16 protein-coding genes are annotated in these 23,711 nt (G+C 68.4%); 9 read left to right on the top strand and 7 right to left on the bottom strand.

What is annotated here, in order from left to right:
* Positions 1–15: 15 nt before the first annotated feature.
* Entirely contained in the window at positions 16–1,224 is a 1,209-nt protein-coding gene (locus BUC15_RS01710) for an MFS transporter (protein ID WP_073185844.1), read from the top strand.
* Positions 1,225–1,265: 41 nt separating this feature from the next.
* On the top strand, positions 1,266–2,615 hold the full coding sequence (locus BUC15_RS01705; protein WP_073185843.1) for a Na+/H+ antiporter family protein: 1,350 nt from the start codon (positions 1,266–1,268) through the stop codon (positions 2,613–2,615).
* Between the two features lie 144 nt (positions 2,616–2,759).
* Here the strand turns inward: BUC15_RS01705 and BUC15_RS01700 are convergent, their stop codons facing one another.
* Together BUC15_RS01700 and BUC15_RS01695 are read right to left on the bottom strand one after the other, a co-directional pair.
* A complete protein-coding gene (locus BUC15_RS01700) occupies positions 2,760–4,910 on the bottom strand; it encodes a YhgE/Pip domain-containing protein (RefSeq protein ID WP_073185842.1) in 2,151 nt (716 codons plus the stop codon).
* Complete coding sequence (locus BUC15_RS01695; protein WP_073185841.1) at positions 4,903–5,586, bottom strand: ATP-binding cassette domain-containing protein; 684 nt, start codon at positions 5,584–5,586, stop codon at positions 4,903–4,905. Before BUC15_RS01695 ends, BUC15_RS01700 begins: the two co-directional genes overlap by 8 nt.
* 55 nt (positions 5,587–5,641) lie before the next feature.
* On the opposite strand from BUC15_RS01695, the gene BUC15_RS01690 reads away from it, so the two are divergent.
* Both BUC15_RS01690 and BUC15_RS21055 read left to right on the top strand, forming a co-directional pair.
* Positions 5,642–6,250: a TetR/AcrR family transcriptional regulator gene (locus BUC15_RS01690; protein ID WP_073185840.1), complete on the top strand. Its 609-nt coding sequence runs from the start codon at positions 5,642–5,644 to the stop codon at positions 6,248–6,250.
* Between the two features lie 582 nt (positions 6,251–6,832).
* Positions 6,833–8,986, top strand: a complete 2,154-nt coding sequence (locus tag BUC15_RS21055; RefSeq protein ID WP_073185839.1) for an ATP-dependent DNA ligase — start codon at positions 6,833–6,835, stop codon at positions 8,984–8,986.
* Positions 8,987–9,306: 320 nt separating this feature from the next.
* Here the strand turns inward: BUC15_RS21055 and BUC15_RS01680 are convergent, their stop codons facing one another.
* Positions 9,307–10,032 (bottom strand): FMN-binding negative transcriptional regulator, encoded by a 726-nt coding sequence (locus BUC15_RS01680; protein ID WP_084189281.1) that lies wholly within the window; start codon positions 10,030–10,032, stop codon positions 9,307–9,309.
* A gap of 142 nt (positions 10,033–10,174) precedes the next feature.
* Between BUC15_RS01680 and BUC15_RS01675 the strand changes: the two genes are divergently transcribed.
* Complete coding sequence (locus BUC15_RS01675) at positions 10,175–10,576, top strand: NINE protein (protein WP_073185838.1); 402 nt, start codon at positions 10,175–10,177, stop codon at positions 10,574–10,576.
* Here BUC15_RS01675 and murJ read toward each other — a convergent pair whose 3' ends face one another.
* Both murJ and BUC15_RS01665 read right to left on the bottom strand, forming a co-directional pair.
* Positions 10,577–14,155: a murein biosynthesis integral membrane protein MurJ gene (gene murJ / locus BUC15_RS01670; RefSeq protein WP_073185837.1), complete on the bottom strand. Its 3,579-nt coding sequence runs from the start codon at positions 14,153–14,155 to the stop codon at positions 10,577–10,579.
* Positions 14,139–16,016, bottom strand: coding sequence for a DUF6049 family protein (locus BUC15_RS01665; protein WP_073185836.1), 1,878 nt, complete (start codon positions 16,014–16,016; stop codon positions 14,139–14,141). The genes murJ and BUC15_RS01665 overlap by 17 nt, the downstream gene beginning before the upstream one ends.
* 123 nt (positions 16,017–16,139) lie before the next feature.
* On the opposite strand from BUC15_RS01665, the gene efeU reads away from it, so the two are divergent.
* The 3 genes from efeU to efeB are packed head-to-tail and all read left to right on the top strand — an operon-like array spanning position 16,140 to position 19,404.
* Entirely contained in the window at positions 16,140–16,991 is an 852-nt protein-coding gene (gene efeU, locus BUC15_RS01660) for an iron uptake transporter permease EfeU (RefSeq protein ID WP_073185835.1), read from the top strand.
* On the top strand, positions 16,988–18,142 hold the full coding sequence (efeO, locus tag BUC15_RS01655) for an iron uptake system protein EfeO (protein ID WP_073185834.1): 1,155 nt from the start codon (positions 16,988–16,990) through the stop codon (positions 18,140–18,142). Before efeU ends, efeO begins: the two co-directional genes overlap by 4 nt.
* Positions 18,139–19,404 carry an iron uptake transporter deferrochelatase/peroxidase subunit gene (gene efeB / locus BUC15_RS01650; protein WP_073185833.1) on the top strand — a complete coding sequence of 422 codons (1,266 nt, stop codon included), beginning with the start codon at positions 18,139–18,141 and terminating at the stop codon, positions 19,402–19,404. Before efeO ends, efeB begins: the two co-directional genes overlap by 4 nt.
* Here efeB and BUC15_RS01645 read toward each other — a convergent pair.
* Positions 19,401–21,458 carry an MDR family MFS transporter gene (locus tag BUC15_RS01645; protein ID WP_139280051.1) on the bottom strand — a complete coding sequence of 686 codons (2,058 nt, stop codon included), beginning with the start codon at positions 21,456–21,458 and terminating at the stop codon, positions 19,401–19,403. The genes efeB and BUC15_RS01645 overlap by 4 nt on opposite strands.
* Positions 21,451–21,900 carry a MarR family winged helix-turn-helix transcriptional regulator gene (locus BUC15_RS01640; RefSeq protein WP_073185831.1) on the bottom strand — a complete coding sequence of 150 codons (450 nt, stop codon included), beginning with the start codon at positions 21,898–21,900 and terminating at the stop codon, positions 21,451–21,453. Before BUC15_RS01640 ends, BUC15_RS01645 begins: the two co-directional genes overlap by 8 nt.
* A gap of 105 nt (positions 21,901–22,005) precedes the next feature.
* Between BUC15_RS01640 and BUC15_RS01635 the strand changes: the two genes are divergently transcribed.
* Positions 22,006–23,556 (top strand): serine/threonine-protein kinase, encoded by a 1,551-nt coding sequence (locus tag BUC15_RS01635; RefSeq protein ID WP_084189279.1) that lies wholly within the window; start codon positions 22,006–22,008, stop codon positions 23,554–23,556.
* Positions 23,557–23,711 lie beyond the last annotated feature (155 nt).

The raw sequence follows: 23,711 nt of genomic DNA, 5'->3' as shown, positions 1-23,711 counted from the left end.
CTCCCCGAAGGTTCCATGTCCAAGGAAGTCGTGCGCGCCCGCTGGGGTGTGGTCCTGTTGTTCTGGCTCAACGGTGTCGCCTGGTCGTCCATCGTGCCCCGCTTCCCCGAGATCAAGACGGCGCTGGACGCCTCGAACACGGCGTTCGGGCTGGCGGTCGGGCTCGGCCCCGTGGGTGGACTGGTTGCTGGGCTGTTCACGGCCAGGCTGGTCAGGCGCTACTCATCGGCCGGGGTCGCCGCCGTGACCCAGTTGATCGGCATCGCCGGCCTCAGCCTGGTCGCCAACGCCCCGACCCTCCCGGTGTTCGCGGCTTCGCTGGCATTCATGGCGGCCATGGACGCGTTCACCGACATCGCGATGAACGCCCACGGGCTGAGGGTTCAGAAGCTCTACGGGCGATCGATCCTCAACTCCTTCCACGGCTGGTGGTCGATCGGCGCGGTGTGCGGCGGCTTCCTCGGCTCCGTCGCGGCCCAGGCCGGGATGCCGCTGTGGATACAGGCACTGGCAGCCACGTTCGTGTTCGGCGGGCTCTCGCTGTTCGCGCGGACCATGCTGCTCCCAGGCAAGGACGGCGACGTTGACGGCGGCGAGGCGGCCACCCGGGCCCGCCCACAGCGCCGCGTCCCGGCCGGGATCTGGGTGCGGCTCATCGCGCTAGGCCTGCTGGGGGCGTCGGTCGGGTTGGTGGAGGACAGCGCTGCGTCGTGGGGCGCGATCTACATGGACAACATGTTCGCCGTCATCCCGTTCGTGGCCGGCCTGGCGTTCGTGGCGCTGCAGGGCGCGCAGATGATCGGCCGATTCACCGGCGACGCGGTGGTCAACCGTATCGGGGCCAGGCCGGCGGTGACGTTGGGGGTCAGCGTCGCCGCCGTCGGCATGGCGCTGGCCGTAGCGTTCCCAAGCCCTGTCAGCACCGTCATCGGGTTCGCGTGTGCCGGCTGGGGCATCGCCACCGGCATTCCCAGCGCCATGAATGCCGCAAACGAGCTGCCGGGGATGGCGGTCGGTTCGGGCCTGACGTTCGTCACCTGGCTGATGCGCGTCGGCTTCTTCGCCGGTCCGCCGCTGATCGGGATCGTCGGGGACGCCGTCGGCCTGCGTTGGGCCCTGATCGTCGTCCCGGTGGCGGCGGTTCTGGCGCTCGCGCTCACCCCGGCGCTCACCCCGCCGAGGAGCGCGCGCCCCGAGGTGCTGGAGCGGCCGGGCACCCGGTAGGCTGCCGCCCGCCAGACTTACCCCGTCTCCGGAGGTCCCCAATGAACGCGATCGTGGTCTCCGTCGTCGTCATGCTCGTGCTGTCGGTGTTGCGGGTACACGTGGTGCTCTCGCTGTTTGTCGGCGCGCTGGTCGGTGGGCTACTGGCGGGGCTCGGTCTCGAGGCGACCATGGTCGCCTTCCAGGACGGGCTGGCCGGGGGAGCGAGGATCGCGCTCAGCTACGCACTGCTTGGTGCGTTCGCGATGTCGGTGGCGCACTCCGGGTTGCCGCAACTGCTCGCGAACTGGTTGATCCGCAAGCTCGACTCCGACGGCATGTCCACCACGCAGAAGGTCAAGCGGTGGACGACCGCCGGGCTGATCGTCGGAATCCTGGCGATGTCGATCATGAGCCAGAACCTCATCCCGGTGCACATCGCGTTCATCCCGCTGCTGATCCCGCCGCTGCTGATCATCATGAACCGGCTCCGGCTCGACCGGAGGGCCATCGCCTGCGTCCTGACGTTCGGGCTGGTCACCACCTACATGTTCCTGCCCATCGGGTTCGGGAAGATCTTCCTCCACGACATCCTCTACGCCAACATCATCGCCTCCGGCCTGGACGTCAGCGACGTGCCCGTCATGTCTGCGATGGGCATCCCGGCGCTTGGGATGGTGGCCGGGCTCCTCCTCGCGGTGTTCGTCAGCTACCGCCGTCCGCGCGACTACGACCCCGACGCGGTCGTCGACCACGATGCGCCCACCGAGATCAAGCCGCGCAAGGTCGCCATCGCCCTAGTCGCGATCGTGGTCTCCTTCGGGGTGCAGGCCTGGCTGACCCTGGTCGGCTCCGAGGCCGACCCGCTGCTCGTCGGCGCGCTGATCGGGCTCTGCCTCTTCGTGGTCACCGGTGCGGTGAAGTGGCAGGACGCCGACGCCGTCTTCTCGGGTGGGATGCGGATGATGGCGCTCATCGGGCTGATCATGATCGCGGCCCAGGGGTTTGCGTCCGTGATGCGCGCGACCGACCAGATCGCACCACTGGTGGAGGGGACCGCGGCGCTGTTCGCCGGCAACCGGGCGGTCGCGGCATTCGCGATGCTGCTGGTCGGGCTGCTCGTCACGATGGGCATCGGCAGTTCGTTCTCGACGCTGCCGATCATCACCGCGATCTTCGTGCCGATGTGCGTCTCGCTCGGCTTCTCGCCGATAGCGACCGTAGCGATCGTCGGCACCGCCGGCGCGCTGGGCGACGCGGGCTCGCCCGCCTCGGATTCCACGCTCGGGCCGACGGCGGGCCTGAACGCGGACGGCCAGCATGACCACATGCGCGACACCGTCATCCCGACGTTCCTGCACTTCAACCTGCCGTTGCTGGCCGCTGGGTGGGTCGCCGCGATGGTGCTCTGAGCACCTCGATACCCGCCGTTTTGGACGGAAAGCGCCACCGAGATGCTCCGGAAACGCCGCTGTTTTCCAGAAGGTCGAGATGGCCGCACTTTTCCGTCAGTTGCGGCCGACCGGGTGCTTTGAGGCACCCGGTCGGTGCCGGTCTCAGCCCAGCGGAGGGTGCAGGTCCTTGACGGTGAAGCGCCGCTTCCGGTGCACCACGAACAGCAGCAGGCCCATGCAACCGACGAACAGGGACAGCAGGAGCGCGATGTCGCGCACGAAGTTGGTCATCAGGCCGCCCGAGATGGCTATCCGGAAGGCGTTGATCGAGTAGGTCATCGGCATGAAGTGACTGATGGCGCCGAAGAACGGCGGCAGCAACTCGGCCGGGTACGTGCCTCCCGCGGCCGTGAGCTGGATGATCAGTAGGACCAGCATCGCAGCAGTCGCGACGAACCCGAGCCAGGTGCGCATCAGGTGCGCCACGGACGAGAAGGCCAGCGCGACCACGGTGGTCAACAGGATGATCAGCCAGGGGTGGACCGGGTCGAGGCCGAGCCCGATCCAGGCCGCCGCCAGCATCAGCCAGCCCGCCACGACCGAGACGAACCCGAGCGGTGCCCACGCAGTCAGCCCGATCCGGAGGGTGCTGCCCCGAGCCGCCAGCATCCGGCCGGTGACCGGACGCATGATGAAGAACGCGGAGATGCCGAGCACCCAGAGCGCGATGGAGAAGAACATCGGGGCGAGCCCTCGGCCATAGACGTGCGCCGGGTTGTCGACCTCCATCGTGACGTCGACGGGGGCGGAGAGGACGCTGACCGCGTCGGCCTCCTGATCCTCGGTGAGCACCGGGATCTTCGAGGCACCGTCGGCGACTCCGGTGGCGAGGGTGGTGGCACCAGTGGAGAGCTGGGCTAGGCCGTCGTCGAGGGTCAATGCGCCGTCGGAGAGGGTGTGGAGTCCGGTCGCCAGGGTGCTGGCGCCGGTGGAGAGCTGGGTCGCCCCGGTGGAGAGGTCGCCGAGGCCGTCGCTCAGCGTCGTCGCGCCGCTGAGCGCGGTGCCTGCGCCGGCGCTGAGGTCGGAGGCACCCGAGGCGACCTGGTGCGCTCCGCTGTTGAGCGCGTCGACCTTCGTCTTCGCCTCCTTCGCCTTGCCTGACAGGTCGCCGGTGTTGCGGATGGCCTGGTCGGCAGCGTCGACCGCGGTGGAGATGGCGCCCGCGTGCTGGGCGACCTCGCCGGTCGCGGTCGCGAGGTTCGAGGTGTGGGTCTGCAGCCGCTTGAACGCCGCGTCGTCGGCCAGTTCGGGGTGCGCGGCAACCAGGGAGTCGACGGCGTCTGAGATGCCCTTGCTGCTGGTCGCGATGTTGCCGGCGCCCTGCGCGGTCAGGTCGGTGAGGCCGGCAGCCTCGTCGGCGACCTTCGTGAGGTTGGCCTGGATCGCTGGCAACTTTTCGGCGGCCAGCCCGAGCACGGGGTCGAGGGTGTCGGTCAGTTGCTGGGTGCCGTCGGCGACCTGCCTGGACCCGTCCTTCAACCGGTCGGCGCCGTCGCTCAGGCTGGTGAGCCCCGTGACGAGGGCGCCGGCCCCGTCGTCTGCGGTGGCCGCGCCGGTGGAGAGCTGGGCCGCCCCGGTCGCCAGGGCGTCGGCGCCGGTGACGGCGGTGGCTGCGCCGTCACGCAGTTTGGTGCTGCCGTCGTGTGCGTCGGCCAGGCCCGTGTCGAGTCGGGCGGCGCCGTCGGCCGCTTCGAGCATCCCTTCTCGGATGGTTCGGAGGTTGGCGAACACCGCCTCGAAGTAGCTGCTGACGGCGGTCTCGTCGATCGCGTTCGCGATGGAGTTCTGCGCCGAGTTGGTGATCGTGCCGATGACGAAGCCGTTGGCGTCGTTGCGGCGCAGCATGATCTGGGCGCGGGTGGGGTCGTCGCCCTGACCGCTGACCAGGTTGGTCGAGAAGGTTTCGGGGACGCTGATCACGAGGTAGTAGCGTCCTGACTTCAGGCCTTCCTCGGCGTCGGCGGCGTCGGTGTCCACGAAGCCGAAGGTGCCCTTGCGGTGGAGGCTGTCGACGAAGTCCTGCCCGCCGTGCACCTCCTTGCCGTTGACCGTGGTCGGCACGTCCTCGTTAACGATCGCGACCGGTACCTGGTCGAGTCGACCGTAGGGGTCCCAGTTTCCCGCCAGGTAGATGCAGCCGTACAGCAGCGGGATCAGCAGGATGAACACCAGCGCCAGGCGTGGCAGCGGCCCTTTGAATCGTTTGAGTTCGAAGCGCGCGAGGGTGAGCGGGTTGCTTGAGCTGTCAGGCATGTGTGGCATCCATCTCGATGGTGATGACGTCGACGGGGAGGGCTGAGCGCTCCGAGGTGGAGGCGATGACGGTGACACCTTCGGCAGCGAGCTTGCCGAAGGCCTCCCAGAGATCGCTCTGCTCAAGGGCCGTCGTCTCGCGGTCGATGTCGTCGAGCACGACCAGCGGGGTCGGTTGGATGGTGGCGAGCGCGACGGAGGCTCGGATTTGATCGGCCGGGGACAGGTCGCCGTAGTGCGTCGTCAGCGGTTCGGTCAGGCCCAGAAGGTTGGCGGTGTGGAGGTAGTTGGCGACCCGCGATCTTGCCGGGGCCCCGTCTGCGAGGGTGCGTTCGACGATGCAGTCGTCCAGCGAGAGCGACTCCTCCTGGTCGATCAGTTGGTCGATCCGGGCGACCGAGGTCGCCTTTCGGATCCGCCGGTAGTGCTTGGCGGCGTCGTGGCCGTCTACCGTCAGCTCTCCGGTGGCCCCGCGCATGCGGCCCGTCAGCGTCAGCAGGAGCGCGGACTTGCCGCTTCCTGCCTTGCCGGTAACGGCGACGACGCAACCGCGTGGGATCTGGGTGGTGACGTGCTGGAAGACCACGCCGTGCACCGTCGCGAGACGGAGGTCGGTCGCGACGATCAGGGGTGGTGAGGTGTCTTCGTCCTGCCGGGCATGGTTCGGTGTTTCCACAAAGAGGAGTGTACTCAAAAATGAGCGTCCTCAGAAATTTGGTAGGATGGTGGGCATGAAGACCGGTTCAGTGCTCGGACGCCGTGACCGCAACAAAGCTGCGAAGAAGGCGGCGATCACGCATGCCGCCGCCGACCTGTTCGCCGAACACGGCTACGCCGGGACGACGACTCAGCAGGTCGCACACCTGGCGGACGTGGCCGAGGGCACGTTGTTCCGGTACGCGGGCAGCAAGCCGGAACTCCTCCTGATGGTGATCAACGAGCATCTCCGCCCGCTGGTCTCGGCCGAGACCACCCTTGGGGAGCGCCCCGTGGAGGACAAGGTGCTCGACCTGCTCGGACCGCTGATCGATCTGGCCGACTCCCAACCCGAGAACGCCGGGCCCTTCCTGCGCGAGGTGTTGTTCGGGGAGGAGGGCCCGGAACGGAGTGACTCGCTGGAGCTGGTCGATCAGTTGGTCGCCCGGATCGCCGCGTTGCTCGCTCCCTACGGTGAAGGCTTCAAGGCGGAGATGGCGCTTGAAGAGGCTTCGCGCTGGGTGGTCTCGGCCCTGGTCAGCGACCTGCTGCAGGATGTGGTCGGTCGGCCGAGCACCGATCGGCGTGCCACGCTGCGGGCCCGCGTCCGTGTGCTGCTCCGCGGCCTCGGCGTCCCGACCTGACGCGTTGGCGTTTCGGTCTGAAGTGTTGGCGTCGTGGCCTGAGGGTTTGCGTTTCGGTCCGAGGGAATCTGAACTCTCGCCCCTGGGCGGCTGGTCCAAGACCGTGTCCAAGGGCGGCTCTGTCGAAAATCGGCCAGTGGTCGATTTTGGTGTGTCTGACGTCGAGTATCGGCCACTGCTTGGGGTGGGGTGGGGTGCTGGGGTTGTGTCGGGGGTCGAGGATCGGCCAGTGGTCGATTTTGGTGTGTCTGGCGTCGAGTATCGGCCACTGCCTGGTTGAGCTGCACCCGACGGGGCGGCCTGGCGCTCCCTCTGGGCGTGGTCACCACTATCGGCGTCGACCGGCTGTCCAATGGCGCTCCGTCTGGCGGGACCCATCTCAGCGTCGACTGGCTGTCCAGGGGCCCGCCATCTGGGCGTGGACAGCCATTTCCGTGACGGATCCCGTCAGAGTCGAGTGGCCCCCCGTTGAATGCGGACGTCCAGTACGTGTCGCACATAAACGGTGCCGACTGCTCCCTCCCGACGCATCCGAGCCCCTGACACCACCCGCCCGGGTCCGACGGTTGTTACGGTTCAACCATGGTCGACGAATTCCTGGACATCCCCGGGCCGGGGCCCCGCCGGGTGAAGCTGAGCAGCCCAGACAAGGTGCTGTGGCCAGACGCCGGCGTCACGAAACGCGGCCTCGCCGACTACCTGCTCGCCGTGGCCGAACCGTTCCTCACCATCAACGGCGAGCGGCCCATGACGCTGCAGCGGTTCCCCGAGGGCGTCGACGGTGAGGAGTTCTTCTCCAAGCGGCCGCCGCGCGGCGCGCCTGATTACCTCCGCGCCGTGATGTGTACCTACCCGTCGGGGCGACGCCACGAGCAGCTCGTCTTCGACGAACCCGCCGACCTCGCCTGGGCCGCGCAGATGGGCACCATCACCTTCCATCCGTGGCCCGTGCGCACCGCCGACCTCGACAGGCCCGATGAGTTCAGGATCGACCTGGACCCGCAGCCCGGCCGCGGATTCGCTGACGCCGTCACCGCCGCGCTCGAGCTGCGCAACGTGATGGCGGAGGTCGGCTTGACGGCCTACGCGAAGACCTCGGGCAACCGCGGCATCCACGTCTACGCGAGGATTCACCCGACCCACGAGTTTCGCGACGTCCGACACGCCGTCATCGGCGTCGCGCGGGTTCTGGAGCGGCGGCTGCCCGACCTCGTCACCACCTCGTGGTGGAAGGAGGAAAGAGGCGAGCGCGTGTTCGTCGACTTCAACCAGGCCAACCGCGACCGCACCATCGCCGGTGCCTACTCGCCCCGTCCCCTGGCGTGGGCACCCGTGTCGACCCCGCTGACCTGGGAGGAACTGGTCGACGCCGACCCGCGCGACCTCACCGTCCACACCGTCCCCGGCCTCCTTGAGGACCGACCCTGCCCTTGGGGCGACATGGACGCCCACGTCGGTGACGTGACCGGGGCCCTGGCGCTCTGGGAGGCGGACGTCGAGAATGGCCTGCACGAGCTGAACTTCCCTCCCGACTATCCGAAGATGCCAGGCGAGCCCCCGCGCGTGCCGCCGAGCAGGCGCAAGGCCGACCGGGCCGACGACGACTACCTCGCGCCGAAGGCGGAACGCGACGCCGAATGGGGCACGGCGATCTCGCCGCCGTTCGGGCCGATGCTGGCCAAGGCCGTCAAGAAGTTGCCAGACCGCGATTACCTGTTCGAGCCCAAGTGGGATGGGTTCCGCGCCATCATCTGGCGCTCGGGCGACATGGTCGAGATCGGGTCGCGCAACTCGCGCCCGTTGACGCGCTACTTCCCGGAACTGGTGGAGGCGGTCGTCGCGAACTTCCCCGACCACAGCGTGATCGACGGCGAGATCGTCATGGTCGACGGCGACCGGCTGAACTTCGACGCGCTGCAGCAGCGCATCCATCCGGCGGCGTCGCGGATCAAGAAGCTGAGCGGGTCGATGCCGGCCAGTTTCGTCGCGTTCGACCTTCTTGCCTTGGGGGAGACGAACTATGCGGAGCAACCGTTCCGGGAACGCCGTCGGGCGCTTGAGGTGGCTCTGGGGGAGGCCCGGCCGCCGATCTTCCTGACGAGGGCGACCTACGACGCCGGCATGGCCATGGAGTGGTTCGAGCAGTTCGAGGGGGCAGGGCTCGACGGGGTGATCGCCAAACCCCTCGACGCGCCCTACGCCGAGGACAAGCGCGTGATGTACAAGCTGAAGCACGAACGGACGGCGGATTGCGTCGTCGCCGGGTACCGGCTGTACCGGGACGAACCCGACGCGGTCGGGTCGCTGCTCCTCGGCCTCTACAGCGAGGACGGCCAGCTGAACTCAGTCGGCGCGATCGGGGCCTTCCCGATGGCGCGGCGGCGGGAGTTGTTCGAGGAACTCCAACCCCTGGTGACGGGGTTCGAGGGGCATCCGTGGGCGTGGTCCGAACCGGACGAGAAGCTGCCCGACAATCGGGACCAGTCCGTCCCCCGGACCCCGACGGCGGCGGCCGCGTCGAGGTGGAACGCGAAGAAGGACCTGTCGTTCACCCCGCTGCGGCCTGAACGCGTCGTCGAGGTGCGCTACGAGCATATGGAGGGCCAGCGGTTCCGCCATCTCGCGCAGTTCAACCGGTGGCGCGACGACCGCTCCCCGGAGTCGTGCACGTATGAGCAGTTGGAGGAGCCCGTCAGCTACGACTTGGCGGAGGTGCTGGGGCTGGGTGAGCGTTGAGCACTATCCGGGGTTCGTTTGTCCGGAAGGGGCGTTGTCTGCTGACGATGCGCTCGGTGCCGGATCGAGGTCGGGATAGTGCTCAACGTCAGGGGCGACGGGGGCGCGGTGCGTGACGGTCGGCCCCGGGTTTGTGTTGGGGTGAGGGGCGCTGGGGCTGGGTGGGTGTTGAGCACTATCCGGGGTTCGATTGTGCGGGAGGGGCGTTGTCTGCTGACGATGCGCTCGGTGCCGGATCGAACCCGTAATAGTGCTCAACGTCAGGGGTGACGGGGGCTCAACGTCAGGGGTGACGGTGGCGCGCCAAAGGCGACCCAAGCTCACTCCCCGGTCGACTCGTACAGCGGGACGGCGGATCTGACGGCCTCGGCGACCGCCAGGTCCCTCGGGCGACCCCGCTCCTCCAACCCCGCCGCCACCCCGTCCCGGTCGACCTCGACACGGTTCTGCGACAGCTTGAACCGCCCAACCACATCGGTGATCTCCAACTCCAGGCCGACGATCCCGCTCAGCATCGCCTCCAGGAAGTCCGACGGCGCCTCCTTCGGGGTCCACGGGCCGCGGTGCGCATCGGCCGGGCAGCCCTCCGCGAGCCGCTCCTCATCGTGGAGCCTCGCCAATTCGGCGACCTCACGCCGCAGCCGCTCCCGGTCGCGGTGAACCGTCAAGCGCCCGGCGAACTGCACCTGCTGGTAGTCCCAAGTGCCGACGGCGCGACCTTCGGCCCGGCCCCGCGCGGCCCCACCCTCGTCAGGGCTTTGGATGCTCGGGTACCAACGAGGGCTGACGTAGGCCTCGGCTCCCTGCACCACGACCCGGCAGGGGAGCGGGCCGTCGAGCGTCGCGAACTGCTCGTTGTGGCCTGAGGCGTGCGCGATCAAGCGGTCGCCGCGCCACAACGTGGGCAGCAGCGTCGCTGACGGCACCTCCCCCGCGGCCGCGGTGACCCACAGGCCCGCTCCGATGTCCTCGAGAAGTGCTCGACAGTCGGCTTCGCCCACGCGCTGACTTGCCGGGACGTAGACGTAGCCGCGATTGATGTTCACGACCCAACTTTAGGTGGCTGGTGTCAAACCATGTCACGGCTGCGGTGCACCGGATCGGGCGATCTGATACCCCTCACATCCGGATATGGACAACCCGGAACCCTCAGCCGGGCCGACCTAATACACGACTAGGGTGTTGCCCATGAGCTACGGCACGTACGGCTACTCCAACGCCCCGGTACCAGGGATGTTCTACATCTCCTCCATGGGGCAGGACTACGGTCCCTATCCGATCCAGGCGCTGGCCGGCATGGCAAACGCGGGGCAGCTCAAGCCCGAGTCGATGTTGCGCGATGCGGCAGGCGGCGGCTACTTCCCGGCCGGGCAACTGCCTGGCCTCTACTCGTCGCGGGAGTGGATGGTCGCCCTGCTGCTGAGCATCTTCCTCGGGGTGTTGGGCGTCGACCGGTTCTACCTCGGGCAGACCGGCCTCGGCATCCTGAAACTCATCACCGGTGGCGGATTCGGGATCTGGGCGCTGATCGACATCGTGATGATCGCGATCCGCAAGCTGCCCGACGTCGACGGCCGACCCCTGCGCTGATCAGCGGAGCACCACCTCGTTCAGCTCCCCGATGTAGCTGTCGCCGACCTGCGGAAGCATCGTGAAATACACCATCAGGTAACGGGTCTGGACGGGTTCGGTGAGCGGGATCGTCACCGTGGCGTCGGCGGAGTCGTCGGCCCCCACCACCTTCCAGTCGGCCTGCGTGCGCATCGACGGCTCGGCGCCGGTAGGCACCCTAAGCTCGATCCCGGTCGGCCCGCCGGTCAGCGTCAGTTCGGCAGCGGTTACCGTCTTCTCCTCACCGAGGTCCAGGATCACTCCGACGCCGGGCTTGAGACCGCCCAGGTCCGGGCGGCTCCTGTAGGACATGGTGACCCACGACGTCGACGGGTCCCCGTCGAACACGGCGTCGACCCTTTCGGGGTGTTCTTCACCGTTGCCACCATCGGTCTCCGGGTCGAAGTCGGTGGCCCCGACGATCTGGATCGGGGAGGTCGCCGCGCTCTGGTCGGCGGAGGCCGACACCCCCGGGTCGGAGGGCTGCGCCGCGTTGTCGCGGGAATTGTTGACCCCCACGATGATCAGGGAGACGACCAGTGCCAGGACCGCCAACGCGACCAGGATGCCGAGCACCCGGCGGGAACGCCCGGTGCGCTCGCTGCCGGCGATGGGCTCGTAGGACTGTCGCGGTTCGGTCCGTGTGGCGGCGCTCACCGGCTCGGCGGCCTCCTCGCGAGTCACCGACGGGGCAGGCGCGATGGCCTTCGAATCCGAGGCGCGGACCCTCTGCTCCAGGTCTGCCGATGCATCAGCCGTGCCGAGCACCTGGTTCAGGGCGTCCACCAATTGGGACACCGTGGTGATGCGGCGTTCGGACGCGGCCCCGCGTCGGGTCAGGGTAACGCTGCAGATCCGGTCGAGGGCGGGAGAGATCCCGGCCCGGATGGTGTGGGGGGGAGCGGCCTCCCCGGCGATCACGGGGGCGGCGGTCAGCCCGAATCCAGGCTCGCCCGGCCAGCGCTGCACGAGGCAGGCGTAGAGGAGGTTCCCGAGCCCCACCACGTCTGAGGCCTCCCGCAGCGCCCACGCGCTGCCCCCGTCTCCGCGCCCGGCGAGCGTGGCCTCGATGCCGAACCCGACCAGGCGCACGGCGCCCGATGAGGTGATGATCACGTTGTCCGGATTGATCGCCTCATGGAACAGCCCCTGGCTGTGTACGCCGACGAGGGCATCCGCCAGTTCGCGCACGATGAAGGCCGCCTCGATGCCGCTCAGCGGTCCGGCGGTTAGCAGGCGGGTCAGCGAGCGGCCGTGGGCGTACTCGGCTACGACGTAGGCGCCGATCGGTTGAGCGGGTCCGGTCAGTTCGTCGGCGTCAAGGACCCTGAGGAATCGCGAGTCCGTGGCGACGGCCCCCTTCCGGGCCGCGGTCATCAGCTCACCGATGCGGGCATCGCCGGCGGCGATCACGTGGACGATGACATCACGGGAGAGCACCTGGTCGTGAGCCCTCCAGGTCTCCGTGCCGTGGCGGCTAGCCAACAGCTCGAGCAGTTCGTAGCGGGTGTTGATCAAGGTGCCGACGTTGGCGATCCCATCGAGCTGGGCAGCCGGTTCCTCGTCGCGGAACAGTCCTTCCAGATCGAGTGGCCCGGTCGGTTGGTCAGTGGGATCGCCGGTGTCCTCGTCGGCTTCGTCTGGCCCGGCGGCACCATCGCCCGGATCGGCTCCGTCAGCGGAGCCGCTCTCCATGGCAGGTTTGCGGAACACCGAATCGATGATCGACTCCTCTTCACCGTCGTCGAAGGTGTGCAGCGACGCGGGGGGGCGGTTCCGCACGATCGTGATGGGGCCGATGTCGTCCAACGCGTCTGAGACGACCGTCGGCGTGTCGTCGGCGGCAGGCAGCAGCACCGTCTCCGGCTCGTCGGCCAGATCCGGGGTCGCCACCGCGGCGGAGGATGCCGACGCCTTCCCGCGGCCGAACCGGGTACGCACCAGGTCGCGCAGGTTGGCAAGTTCATGCACCTTCAGGAGCCTGCCGACCAGCAGATACCCGCCGAGGATCAGCACCGCTCCCGCGGCGCACGAGACCAGGTTGGCCACCAGCGCGTTGGGGATCAGCACGAGGAGCCATCGGGACAGGAAGTAGGCCCCGACCCCGCCGACGGCGGAACCGATGGCCAAGCGCACGATGTGGAGCACCAGTTTTCCGCCGTCCAAGCCGGGGATCCGGCTGCGGAGCAACCGCCAGGAGACCAGAACACCTACGAAGTAGGCGAGAGAGTAGGCCAGCCCGAGCGCGGGCGCGATCCATGCGGTGGACGACACCAGGCTGACCAGCACCACCGCGCCGAGCATGTTGATGCCTGCGATCAGGATCTGCAGCAGGAAGGTCGTCCGGGTGTCTTCGAGCGCGTAGTAGGTGCGCAGGCACACGAACTGGATCGTGAACGGGACCAGGCCGACGGTGAACGCCATCAGGGTCCAGGCGATCAGGACGGCGTCGTCGGGGTTGGTGCCGTGCCCGAACAGGATGCCCGAGATGGGGCCGGCGAGCGCGATGAACGTGACGGCGGCAGGCACGATCACCAGCAGCGCGAGCCGCATCGTCTTGGTGACCTCGCTGGCGAGCCCGGTGTTGTCCCCGGCTGCGGCGAGCCGGGATGCGTTCGGCAGCATCGCCGTGGCCAGCGAAACCGTGATCAGGGAATGGGGGAGGATCCACAGGAGGTGGGCATTGTTGTAGGTGAGCAGGCCCGCGCCCTCGCCTGAGGCTGTCGCCGACGTGGCCAGGCGTTGGACGACGACCAGCGCCACCTGGTTGACGGCCACGAAGCCGAGCGTCCAACCGGCCAGCTTGAAGGTCTTGCCCAGGCCGGTGTGGATGATGTCGAAGCGTGGCCTCAGCTTGAACCCGGCCTTCCGCACGAATGGGATCAGCACGGCCGTCTGTACCGCGATGCCGAACGTCGAGCCGAGCCCGAGCATGAGCATCTGGCCCAGGGTGAAGGCCTGCGAGGTGTCTTGCCCGTTGCCCCAGATCGCCAGGTACGCCACAAGCAGCAGAATCGAGATGATGTTGTTCGCGATCGGGGCCCACATCATGGGGCCGAACTTGTCGCGGGCGTTGAGCACCTGCCCCAGCAGGAAGAAGGCACCGTAGAAGAAGATCTGCGGCAGGGTCAGATACGCGAGCGTGATCAGCGACGAATACTGCTCGGCGAGTTCAGGCACCCGCCATTTCGAAGACGAGTAGATGGCCACGACGACCGGGGCCAGGGCCGTCACGAGGACGGCCACCCCGGTTACGATCAGCATGAAGGCCGTCATGATGCGGTTGGTGTAAGCCTCACCTCCGTCCGGGTCGTTCTTGATGGCCCGCACGATCTGTGGCACCAGAACCGTGTTGAGCGCCCCGCCCGCGAAGAGGATGTAGATCGAGTTGGGCACGGTGTTGGCCAGTTCGAACATGTCGGCCTGACGGGTACTGACGCCGAGAATGTAGGCGATCAGCGCGACCCGCACCATCCCGAGGATGCGCGAGACCATCGTCCCTGACGCCATCAGCGCGCTGGCCGAGACGAGTTTCCTGGTGCTACTGACTTGGCTCACTGTTTTCCTTCATGGACGCCTTCGCCTGTTCGCGACGCACCGCCCGGATGCGCCACGCGGTCCCTCCGAGGACCACTGCACCCGAGACGACGATGATGATCCAGCCGACGCGCCCAAAGTCGGAGGCTGTGATTTCGATTGTGACTGGTTTGCCCACCTGCAATCCGCCGGTGGTGACTGCCTGTGCCTGCACCAGGGCTACCCCGTTGGCCGAGGCCTGGGGGACGACCTCGACGGGGACGGAGGCGCCCGGCTCGATTGTGACAGGCTCCACGTCCGGGACCCAGATGCGTTGTGGGGAATCTGAGGTGAACCGGACCCCGATGGCGACGGGCACGTCGAGCCTGTTGGTCAAGGTGGCTGGGAACGTGCTGGTGCGCGATGCCATGACGAACGCCCCGGCCGCGCTCAGGGTGATCTTGTCGAGGCTCACCTCCGCGGGGGAGCTGGTGCGCACGTAGGCCACGGCGGCGGACTGGTCACTGAACCCGGCCGACCACGCCATGGCGCCCAGGACGGAGCCGTCGGGCGTGGGCGTGGCCGTGAGGTCGGCCAGCAGTTCGGCGTTGCCCGCCGCGTCGGTCAGGGCGGAGGTGAGGTCGGGCCAGGGCTGGGTGTCGCCGGGGGACCAGATGAGAGGTTCAGCCGGGTCTGGGGAGAGGGGAATGTGGGTGCGCCAAGCCCCCAGCTCCGCGTCGACGGCTGCCGCCGCCGCGTCGTCGATCACATGGAGCGGTGGGCGCGTCGCCAGGAATTCATCGCTGACCCGGGAGGCGAGGGCGGTGCCGTCCTCGGGGGAGGTCGTCTCCGAGGCGGCGCCGATGAGCATCGGTGGCCCGGCCTTCGCGCCGGTCGCGTCGCGCACCACGACGGTGTCGAACTCGCCCAGCTGGGCGACGACGTCCGCCGTCGGATCGTCGAGGACGGCGATGGAGTCGAGACTGCTGAGTTGGCTGCCACTGGCTGCGCGGCTCCAGGCGAGGACCTGCTGCAGCTGCCCCGAGGCCGCCGCCCTCACCAGATCCGGGTTCCCGTAGGGCAGGCGCCAAAGCCTGCCCTGTTTCGCCAAGGCGTCGACCCGCTGCACCCAGCGCAGCGCGATGCCGTTTCCTGCAACCTTCTCGCCTGCGACCGTGTGCTCGGTGGAGAGCCGCACGGCCGCGTCGTAGAGCGCCGGGTCGATCGCGGTCTGGACGTCGTCTCGTTCCCCGCTGACCAGCAGCGTTTCAAGGCCGTTGCCCAGTTGGTCGACCAGCGATGAGTCGATGAAGGCCCCGTCGGGCAGCCAGGAGGGTGCGGTGGTGAGCATCACCAGGGAGGAAGAGGCGACGGGTGAGGATGTGGCGGTGATCGGGAAGACCTCTGAGCCGACGATCGACCGCTCCGCTTCCGGGCCGGGGAGCCCCCTCACCTGTGCGCCGATCAGGTAGGTGGCGTCGTCGAACGTCAGTGGGGTGCTGCCCTGCGTCAGTTGCGCGACGCTCGCCTTCACGGTGAACGCGACCCGTTCGCCCGGGCCGACGCTGGCGATCTCGAACAGGCTCGGCAGGTCCGTGATCCTTGAGCCGATTGGGGGTGCAGCGCGCAACTCGCGGAGTTGCTCGGCAGATCGGATCGGGGTGGGGAGCCGCCAGAAGTGGACCACCGCCTCCGTGACGGGTGTCGTGGAGGTGTTTGTGACGGTGCCCTTCAACTCGACCAACTGGGTGGGATCGGAGAAGTCCAGCACCGGGGTTGACACGGAGTCGATGCGGACGTCCAGGGCCGACACATCCGCCGATGCGGTCTTCGCTGGGACGGTGATAACGACGACGATGAGGAGCGCGGCGGACAGCGCACCTATCAGTCGTCGGAGATTCACCGTTTCATCGTAGTCGGCCGGAGCCGTCTCACCGATGTGGGTCGTCAGACCGCGGAGTTGACTCTGACCCCCCGCCGGGTCTTTAGTTAGGTCACCCTCACCGTAAAGATTAAGGGAAAGACAATGTTGGCGAATTTTCTGATCGGGCTCCGTGAAGGGCTCGAGGCCGCCCTCATCGTCAGCATCCTGGTGGCCTATCTGGTGAAGTCGGACCGGCGTCACGACCTGCGCTACATCTGGCTCGGCGTCGGGATCGCCGTCGCGGTGTCGCTGGCGTTCGGCGCCGCGCTCACCTACGGGCCGCGAGGGTTGACGTTCGAGGCCCAGGAACTGATCGGCGGCACCCTCTCCATCGTCGCGGTCGGTTTCGTCACCTGGATGGTGCTGTGGATGGCGACCGCGTCGCGGACGCTCAGCCGCAGCCTCAAGGGCAGCCTCGACCACGCGACCAGACCTTGGCCGCTGGTGGTGGTGGCCCTGCTCGCGGTCGGTCGGGAGGGGCTCGAGACCGCGCTGTTCATCTGGGCCGCGACCCAGGCCGCCGCCCGTGGCACCGGTGCCACCACCGAACCGCTGATCGGAGCGCTGCTCGGCATCCTGGCCGCGGTCGTCCTCGGCTACCTGATGTACCGTGGCGCCCTCAGGATCAACCTCTCCAAGTTCTTCACCTGGACCGGGGCCTTCCTCATCCTCGTGGCCGCAGGCGTGCTCGCCTACGGCATCCACGACCTGCAGGAGGCAGGCTTCCTGCCCGGCCTGCACACCATCGCGTTCGACGTCAGCCACGTCATCTCCCTCGACAGCCTGCTCGGCTCGCTGCTCAAGGGCATCTTCAACTTCTCGCCAGTCACGACGGTGCTCGAGGCTCTCGCCTGGGTGAGCTACGTCGCCATCGTCGGGACCCTCTTCTTCCGCCGCAACCGGGCCGCGCACCGTCCGGCCCCGACCCCCATTCCCCAAGGAGCCGCTTCGTGAACCGTCGACTCGTCATCCCCGCCCTCGTCGCAGGCCTCCTGCTGACGAGCGCCTGCACCGACAACACCGCAGCCACCGGCGATGCCCGCACGTTGACGGTCAATGCCTCCGACACCGAGTGCAACGTGTCGGCCGCGGAGGCGCCGTCGGGCACGCTGACCTTCAAGGTCACCAACGACGGCTCGAAGATCAACGAGTTCTACCTGCTGGCTGACGACGGCCTGCGGATCGTCGCGGAGATCGAGAACATCGGCCCGGGCCTCAGCCGCGACCTGGTTCTGACGGCGCCCGCAGGCAACTACTTCACGGCCTGCAAGCCCGGGATGGTGGGCGACGGCATCCGCGGCGGGTTCACCGTCACCGACTCCGGCGAAGACGTCGGACCCAAGGGCGAGGATGCGGAGCTGGTCGCCGAGGCGGATGCCCAGTACGCCTCGTACGTCCGCGACCAGGTCGACCAGTTGCTCGTCAAGACCCAGACGTTCGCCGACCTCGTAAAGGCCCGCGACGACGACGCCGCCCGTGCGCTCTACGCCGACGCCCGCGTCCACTGGGAGCGCGTGGAGACCGTCGCGGAGAGCTTCGGCGACCTGGACCCGCAGATGGACGCCCGTGAGGCCGACCTCGAGGCCGGGGACGAGTTCACCGGCTGGCATCGGCTGGAGAAGGACCTCTGGCCCGCCCGGGCCGAGGGCTACACGCCGATGACGGACGAGGAACGCGCGGCGGTCGCCGACCGGCTCGTCGCGGACACCAACACGTTGTACGACCGCACCCGCGACATGACGTTTACCGCCTCAGACATCGCCAACGGCGCCAAGGGGCTGCTCGACGAGGTCGCCACGGGAAAGGTGACCGGTGAGGAGGAGTACTGGTCGCGCACCGACCTATGGGACTTCCAAGCCAATGTCGACGGCGCCAAGGTCGCCTGGGAGGGGCTGCGCCCGCTGCTGCAGCGCAAGGACGAGGCCCTCGACTCGCAGATCGGGCAGGCGTTCGCAGACCTGCAGACCCTGCTGGACAAGCACCGTTCCGGCGACGGCTTCGTCACCTACGACCAGCTCTCCGCGTCCGATGTGAAGGAGCTGGCCGACTCCGTCAACACCTTGTCCGAGCCGTTGTCGAAGATGGCGGGCGTGATCTTGTCATGAGCGACCTCAGCCGCCGCGGCCTGTTCGGCGCCGTCGGCGTCGGTGGTGCGGCGGCCGGGGCGCTGGTGCTTGCCGCGGCAGGCTCGGCGTCGCCGTCCAGCAAGGAGGAGACCGTCTCGGACGCCTATCCGTACTTCGGCGTTCACCAGGGCGGCATCGTCACCCCGGCCCAGGACCGGATGCACTTCGCCGCCTTCGACACGGCCCCCGGGCTCGACCGGGACGCTCTGATCGGGCTGCTGCGGGACTGGACCGATGCCGCGTCGCGCATGACGCAGGGCGGCTCGGCCGGGGAACTGGACGCGATGTCGGGCAGCTACGACGCGCCGCCCGAGGACACCGGCGAGGCCTATGACCTGCCGCCGTCTGGGCTGACCATCACGTTCGGGTTCGGGCCAGGCCTGTTTCTCGACGCGGCGGGGGCCGACCGGTTCGGGATCGCGGCGCGTCGCCCGGCGGCGCTTGAGCGGTTGCCGCACTTCGTGGCAGACAACCTCGACCCCAACCTCTCCGACGGCGACCTGTGCATCCAGGCGTGCGCGCACGACCCTCAGGTCGCCGTCCATGCCATCCGGAACCTGACCAGGATCGCGTTCGGGCGGGCGGTGCTCAGGTGGTCGCAGCTGGGGTTCGGGCGCACGTCGTCGACGAGCGTCGACCAGGCGACCCCACGCAACCTGTTCGGGTTCAAGGACGGCACCATGGGGCTGCGGGCCGAGCAGACCGACCTGATCGACGCGCACGTCTGGGTACAGGCGGGCGCAGACCCGGCGGCTGACTGGCTGGTCGGCGGCTCCTACATGGTGGCCCGCAAGATCAAGATGCAGATCGAGACGTGGGACAGGGCGCCGATGCGCGAGCAGGAGAACATCGTCGGGCGCACCAAACGGGAGGGCGCACCGCTCTCCGGCGGCGTCGAGTTCGACCAGCCCGACTTCACTTTGGAGGGACGCGGGGGCGTGCCAGTGATGGACGTCGCCTCACACGTGGCGATCGCGCACCCCGATCACAACGACGGCGTCCAGATGTTGCGCCGCGGCTACAACTACGTCGACGGCAACGACCAGTTGGGTCGGCTGTCGGCCGGGTTGTTCTTCATCGCATTCGTGACCGACCCGCGCACGCACTACATCCCGATGCAGTCGAGGCTGAGCAGAAACGACCTGATGATGGAGTACCTGCAGCACATCGGCTCGGGGCTGTGGGCGGTGCCGCCGGGGGTCACGGAGGGTGAGTTCGTGGGCCAGGCGCTGTTCGCCTAGGCGTCCTCCGGGGGCCGGGTGCTCCGTCCGGAGATGTCGGCGAGGAACGCGACGGCGAGGTCGGTCGCGGCCTCCCGGAGCCTGCCGACGTCGACCGCCTCGAACCGCTCGTCGACCGTCGGCTCGATGCTCCCGACGACTTTGGAACGTTCGAGGTCGGCAAAGACGGCCGCCAGATCGATGCGGAGCTCCGGGGAGAGCACCGACCCGCCCTTGACCTTCGACGCGATCTCGGCCGCATACTTCTCCCGATGAGCGGCGACCTCGGGGTCCTCGGTGATCAGCATGTCTCCGGCCAATTGGAGCAGGCGTCGGCCGCGTTCAAGGTCGCCCGAGCCGATCTCGGTGATCGCCCGGCGCAGCATCGGCCGGTCGGGCTGCTCTGACTGCTCGGCCATGGCGTGGAACCGGTAGCCCATCACCCGCTCGCGGGAGCGGGCGCCTGTGGTGCTTGCCGAGTGGAAGACGGGGACGATGTCGCCCTCGTGCGCCGCGGTCTGGGCCATCGAGTCGAGCAGTTCCTTGCCGGGGTCGTCCAAGGTCTCGCGCAGCGGAAGCGCCTTGACGAACAGGATCGCGACGAACTGCACCACGATCAGCGGGTAGAGGAGCAGGAAGACCGTGTGCAGCTGTTCGCCGAGTCCCTGGCGGACGGCGTCCACGACGGCAGGGTCCAGGCCTTGGAGGGCGGCCGGGTCGAGCACCGAACCCGCATCGATGCCACCCTCGGGCAGCTTCGAGGCGGCCTCCGCCGTCAGGTGGCCGGCGATGGCGACGCTGAGCCCGGAGGTCATGACGGCGCCCATCACCGCGGTGCCGACGGTGGAGCCGACGTTGCGGAAGAACTGCGTCGAGGCGGTGGCCACGCCCAGGTCGCGGCGGGTCGAGGCGTTCTGGATGACCAGCACATACTGCTGCGAGACCATGCCCATGCCGATGCCGAGCACCAGCATCGACAGCGACAGTTGCAGCGGTGTCGACAGGTGGTCGAGGCGGGTCAGCAGCGTGACCCCGACGCCCATGATGGCGATCCCCGCGAGCATGAACTCCTTGTAGCGGCCGGTGCGCGTGACGATCTGGCCCATCACGATGCCCATCACCACGAACGAGAGCATCAGCGGCATCAGGATCAGGCCGGAGTTGGTCGCGTTGACGCCGAGCACGCCCTGCGCGAAGACGGGGATGTAGATGATCGCGGAGAACATCAGCATCGCGAAGGTGAACACCGACAGGTTGGTCAGCGTGAAGACCGACGAGCGGAACAGGCGCAGCGGGAGCACCGGCTCGGCGGCCCGCCGCTCGAAGAACACGAACAGGCCGAGAAGGACGACGCCGCCGCCATACAGCGCGATGATCACCGGGGAGCCCCATGCGTAGGTCGAGCCGCCCCAACTCGTGGCGAGCAGGATCGCGATCAGGGCGAAGCTCAGGGTGATCATGCCCGCGACGTCGACCTTGGCCTTCCGCGGGTTGTGCGGCAGGTGCAGGAACATCGAGACCAGGATGAAGGCGATCACCCCGACCGGCAGCGCGGAGAAGAACAGCCAGCGCCAGCCGAAGTTGTCGGTGATCACCCCGCCGACGAGCGGGCCGGCGACGGAGGTGAGCCCGAACACCGCGCCCATGTAACCCTGGTACTTGCCACGCTGGCGAGCGGGGATGATGTCACCGATGATCGTCTGGGACAGCGGCATGATCGTCCCCATGCCGAGCCCTTGGATGGCGCGACCGGCGACCAGCACCCCGAAGCTGGGCGCGAGGCCCGACACGATCGAGCCGACCATGAACACCAGCAGGCCGCCGAGGAAGAACGGGCGGCGTCCGTATTGGTCGGACAGCTTCCCGGCGATCGGCACCACCACCGCAGAGGCGAGCATCGCCGCGGTCGCGACCCACGAGTAGTGGTCCATTCCGCCGAGCTCCGCGACGATCCGCGGCATCGCCGGGCCGACGATGGTCTGGCTGACGGAGGCGGCGAACATGCCGATCAGCAGGCCGGTGAATACCCGGCGGGATTGGGGGGTGAGGCGGAAAACCTCCTGGGTTTCAGTCACGCGATTCCTCCTGGCGGAGGCCGCGGTGGGCCTCGAGCGTCGAATTGAGTTGGCCGAGCAGGCGGGACAGTTCGCTGCGGTCCTCGTCGGACCAGCCGTCGAGCGTATCGGTGATCGTGCGGACGCGTCGAGAGCGTTCCTTCTCGACCAACGAGCGCCCTACGGGGCTGGTCCGGATCAGGTGGGCGCGGCCGTCCTCGGGGTCGGGGAGGCGTTCGATCAGGCCCGCGTCCCTGAGCGAGGTGAGGCGCCGGGAAATGGTGGACTGGTCGAGCCCGAGCGCGGCGGCGAGCTCACACCCTCTACGGGGGGCGCCGTCAAGGGCGGCCAGCAAAGAGAAGGTGACGGTGGAAGTCTCCGACGCGCCGGGGCGATGGGTGGCGTGCCCGAGGTTGGCGAAGAGCCGGAAGAGCTCGTCGGAGAGCCCCTGATTTACTTGCATGGCGCAAGCATATATCTCTCGGGGTGTGGGCGAGAAATCGACCAAGGCCGAGAACCGGGCCCCCGGTAGAATCGCGGCACCGTCAACCCGAGACTAGGAACCCCGATGCCCGAGCCCGTTTCCCCAGGACTTGTGCCCGGGTTCGAGCTGGGTGAGGTGATCGGCAAGGGGGGCTTTGCCACCGTCTACCGCGCCAGGCAGGTCTCGCTGGACCGGGACGTCGCGATCAAGATCGACGCCCGCGTCCTGGACGATCCTCGCAACCGGCGGCGCTTCCTCAGGGAGGCGACCGCGGCGGCGCTCATCTCCTCGCACCCGCACGTCGTGTCTCTCATTGACGCCGGCACCACCCGCGACAACCGTCCCTACCTCGTGATGGAGTTGTGCGACAACGGCTCGGTCGGGCAACTGGTCAAACGCGACGGCCCGATGTCGCCCGAGGCGGCGCTTGAGCTCGGCATCGCCATCGCTAGCGCGCTCGCCGCGGCCCATGAGCACGGGATCCTGCACCGCGACATCAAGCCCTCCAACATCCTGATTGACCACTACGGCACGCCGCGGCTCGGCGATTTCGGGCTGGCCGCGTTGCCTGTTGAAGGGGAGTCGTCGGTGACCCTCGAGGCGCTGACGCCCGCCTACGCGGCTCCCGAGGCTTTCGAACAGGCGGCGCCGACGAAGCGCGCCGACGTCTGGGCGTTCGGCGCCACGCTCTATTCGCTGCTCACCGGCGAGGTGCCGCGCCGAAACGACGATGGGTCGCCCCAGAGCGTCGCAGAGATCATCCAGACGCTCTACCGACCCCTCCCGGCGATCCCGGGCCTCGGCGCCGGGGCCGAAGCCCTGATGAGGGTCATCTGGCGGGCGACGGCGCCCAACGTCGAACAGCGCTACGCGGACGGGGTCGAACTCCACGCCGCGCTCCTGGGGTTGCGTGGACGGCTCGGCACCCAGGCCGAGGCCCCTCGCACAGATGTCACCAGGGTGCTTCCGGTGGTGCGGTCCCAGCCCCGGCAGGTTGGGTCGCCCTCCCCGCCGTCGACGTCGTCGGCGCACCTGGCCGCGGTGGACCGGCCGACGAGGCCGCGGCGGGCCTGGCCGGTGGTGGTCGGCGCGCTGCTCGTGGTCGCCGTCGGGGCCGGTGGGTTCGCGCTGGGTAACAATCTGGTGGGTTCGGACGGGCCGGTCGCCGACGCGACCGTGACCAGGTCGCCCGTTGGTTCCCGGGGTGCCACGGCAACCCCGACGCCGTCAACCGGGCCTACGCCGTCAACCGGGTCGACGGCGAGTGGGTCGAGCGTTCCTGGTGCCGTGGTGCCCGTCAGCCCGGTCTGTTTCGGGGGGATGACGTCGATCAGCGGCTTCTACTCGTCACGCGAGGTCGACTGCGACTCGGAGCACTACTGGGAGGCATACGTCGTCGGCTCGCTGTCCGACGACATCGCGTCTGCGAGCATCGCCGATGTGGAACAGGACCCGGCCGTGCGGGCGGCCTGTACGACCGAGGCTTTGGCGGCCTACACCGACCTGCCTGTCGACGAGTTGGAGACCAAGGTCCTGCCGCCGAGCGAGTCGGCTTTCGAGGGCGGCAGTCGGCTCTTCTACTGCGTCGCGACGACCCCCGACGCCCCGAGCGAAGGGTCGTTCCGCCGCCCCTGAGAGCCGATGCGCTGCGTCGTCGGAGGTGGTTGAGCAGGATTTGCAAGTCATTGCGGGGGTTGGGGCGTTGTCTGCTGACGATGCCGCGTCGGCGTCGTTGAGTGTCGGATCCTGCTCAAATCCGACGCCGATTCCCGGCCTTGCGGGGGCGTTGG

Origin of the sequence: Tessaracoccus bendigoensis DSM 12906 (genome assembly GCF_900141915.1) — a bacterium.
Classification (GTDB): domain Bacteria; phylum Actinomycetota; class Actinomycetes; order Propionibacteriales; family Propionibacteriaceae; genus Arachnia; species Arachnia bendigoensis.
This window is presented reverse-complemented; position numbering and strand designations above follow the sequence as displayed.

Coding starts and splice junctions, on each gene's coding strand:
- BUC15_RS01710 (WP_073185844.1), top strand. CDS start 16: ATGTCCAAGGAAGTCGTGCGCGCCCGCTGGGGTGTGGTCCTGTTGTTC.
- BUC15_RS01705 (WP_073185843.1), top strand. CDS start 1,266: ATGAACGCGATCGTGGTCTCCGTCGTCGTCATGCTCGTGCTGTCGGTG.
- BUC15_RS01700 (WP_073185842.1), bottom strand. CDS start 4,910: ATGCCTGACAGCTCAAGCAACCCGCTCACCCTCGCGCGCTTCGAACTC.
- BUC15_RS01690 (WP_073185840.1), top strand. CDS start 5,642: ATGAAGACCGGTTCAGTGCTCGGACGCCGTGACCGCAACAAAGCTGCG.
- BUC15_RS21055 (WP_073185839.1), top strand. CDS start 6,833: ATGGTCGACGAATTCCTGGACATCCCCGGGCCGGGGCCCCGCCGGGTG.
- BUC15_RS01675 (WP_073185838.1), top strand. CDS start 10,175: ATGAGCTACGGCACGTACGGCTACTCCAACGCCCCGGTACCAGGGATG.
- efeU (WP_073185835.1), top strand. CDS start 16,140: ATGTTGGCGAATTTTCTGATCGGGCTCCGTGAAGGGCTCGAGGCCGCC.
- efeB (WP_073185833.1), top strand. CDS start 18,139: ATGAGCGACCTCAGCCGCCGCGGCCTGTTCGGCGCCGTCGGCGTCGGT.
- BUC15_RS01640 (WP_073185831.1), bottom strand. CDS start 21,900: ATGCAAGTAAATCAGGGGCTCTCCGACGAGCTCTTCCGGCTCTTCGCC.
- BUC15_RS01635 (WP_084189279.1), top strand. CDS start 22,006: ATGCCCGAGCCCGTTTCCCCAGGACTTGTGCCCGGGTTCGAGCTGGGT.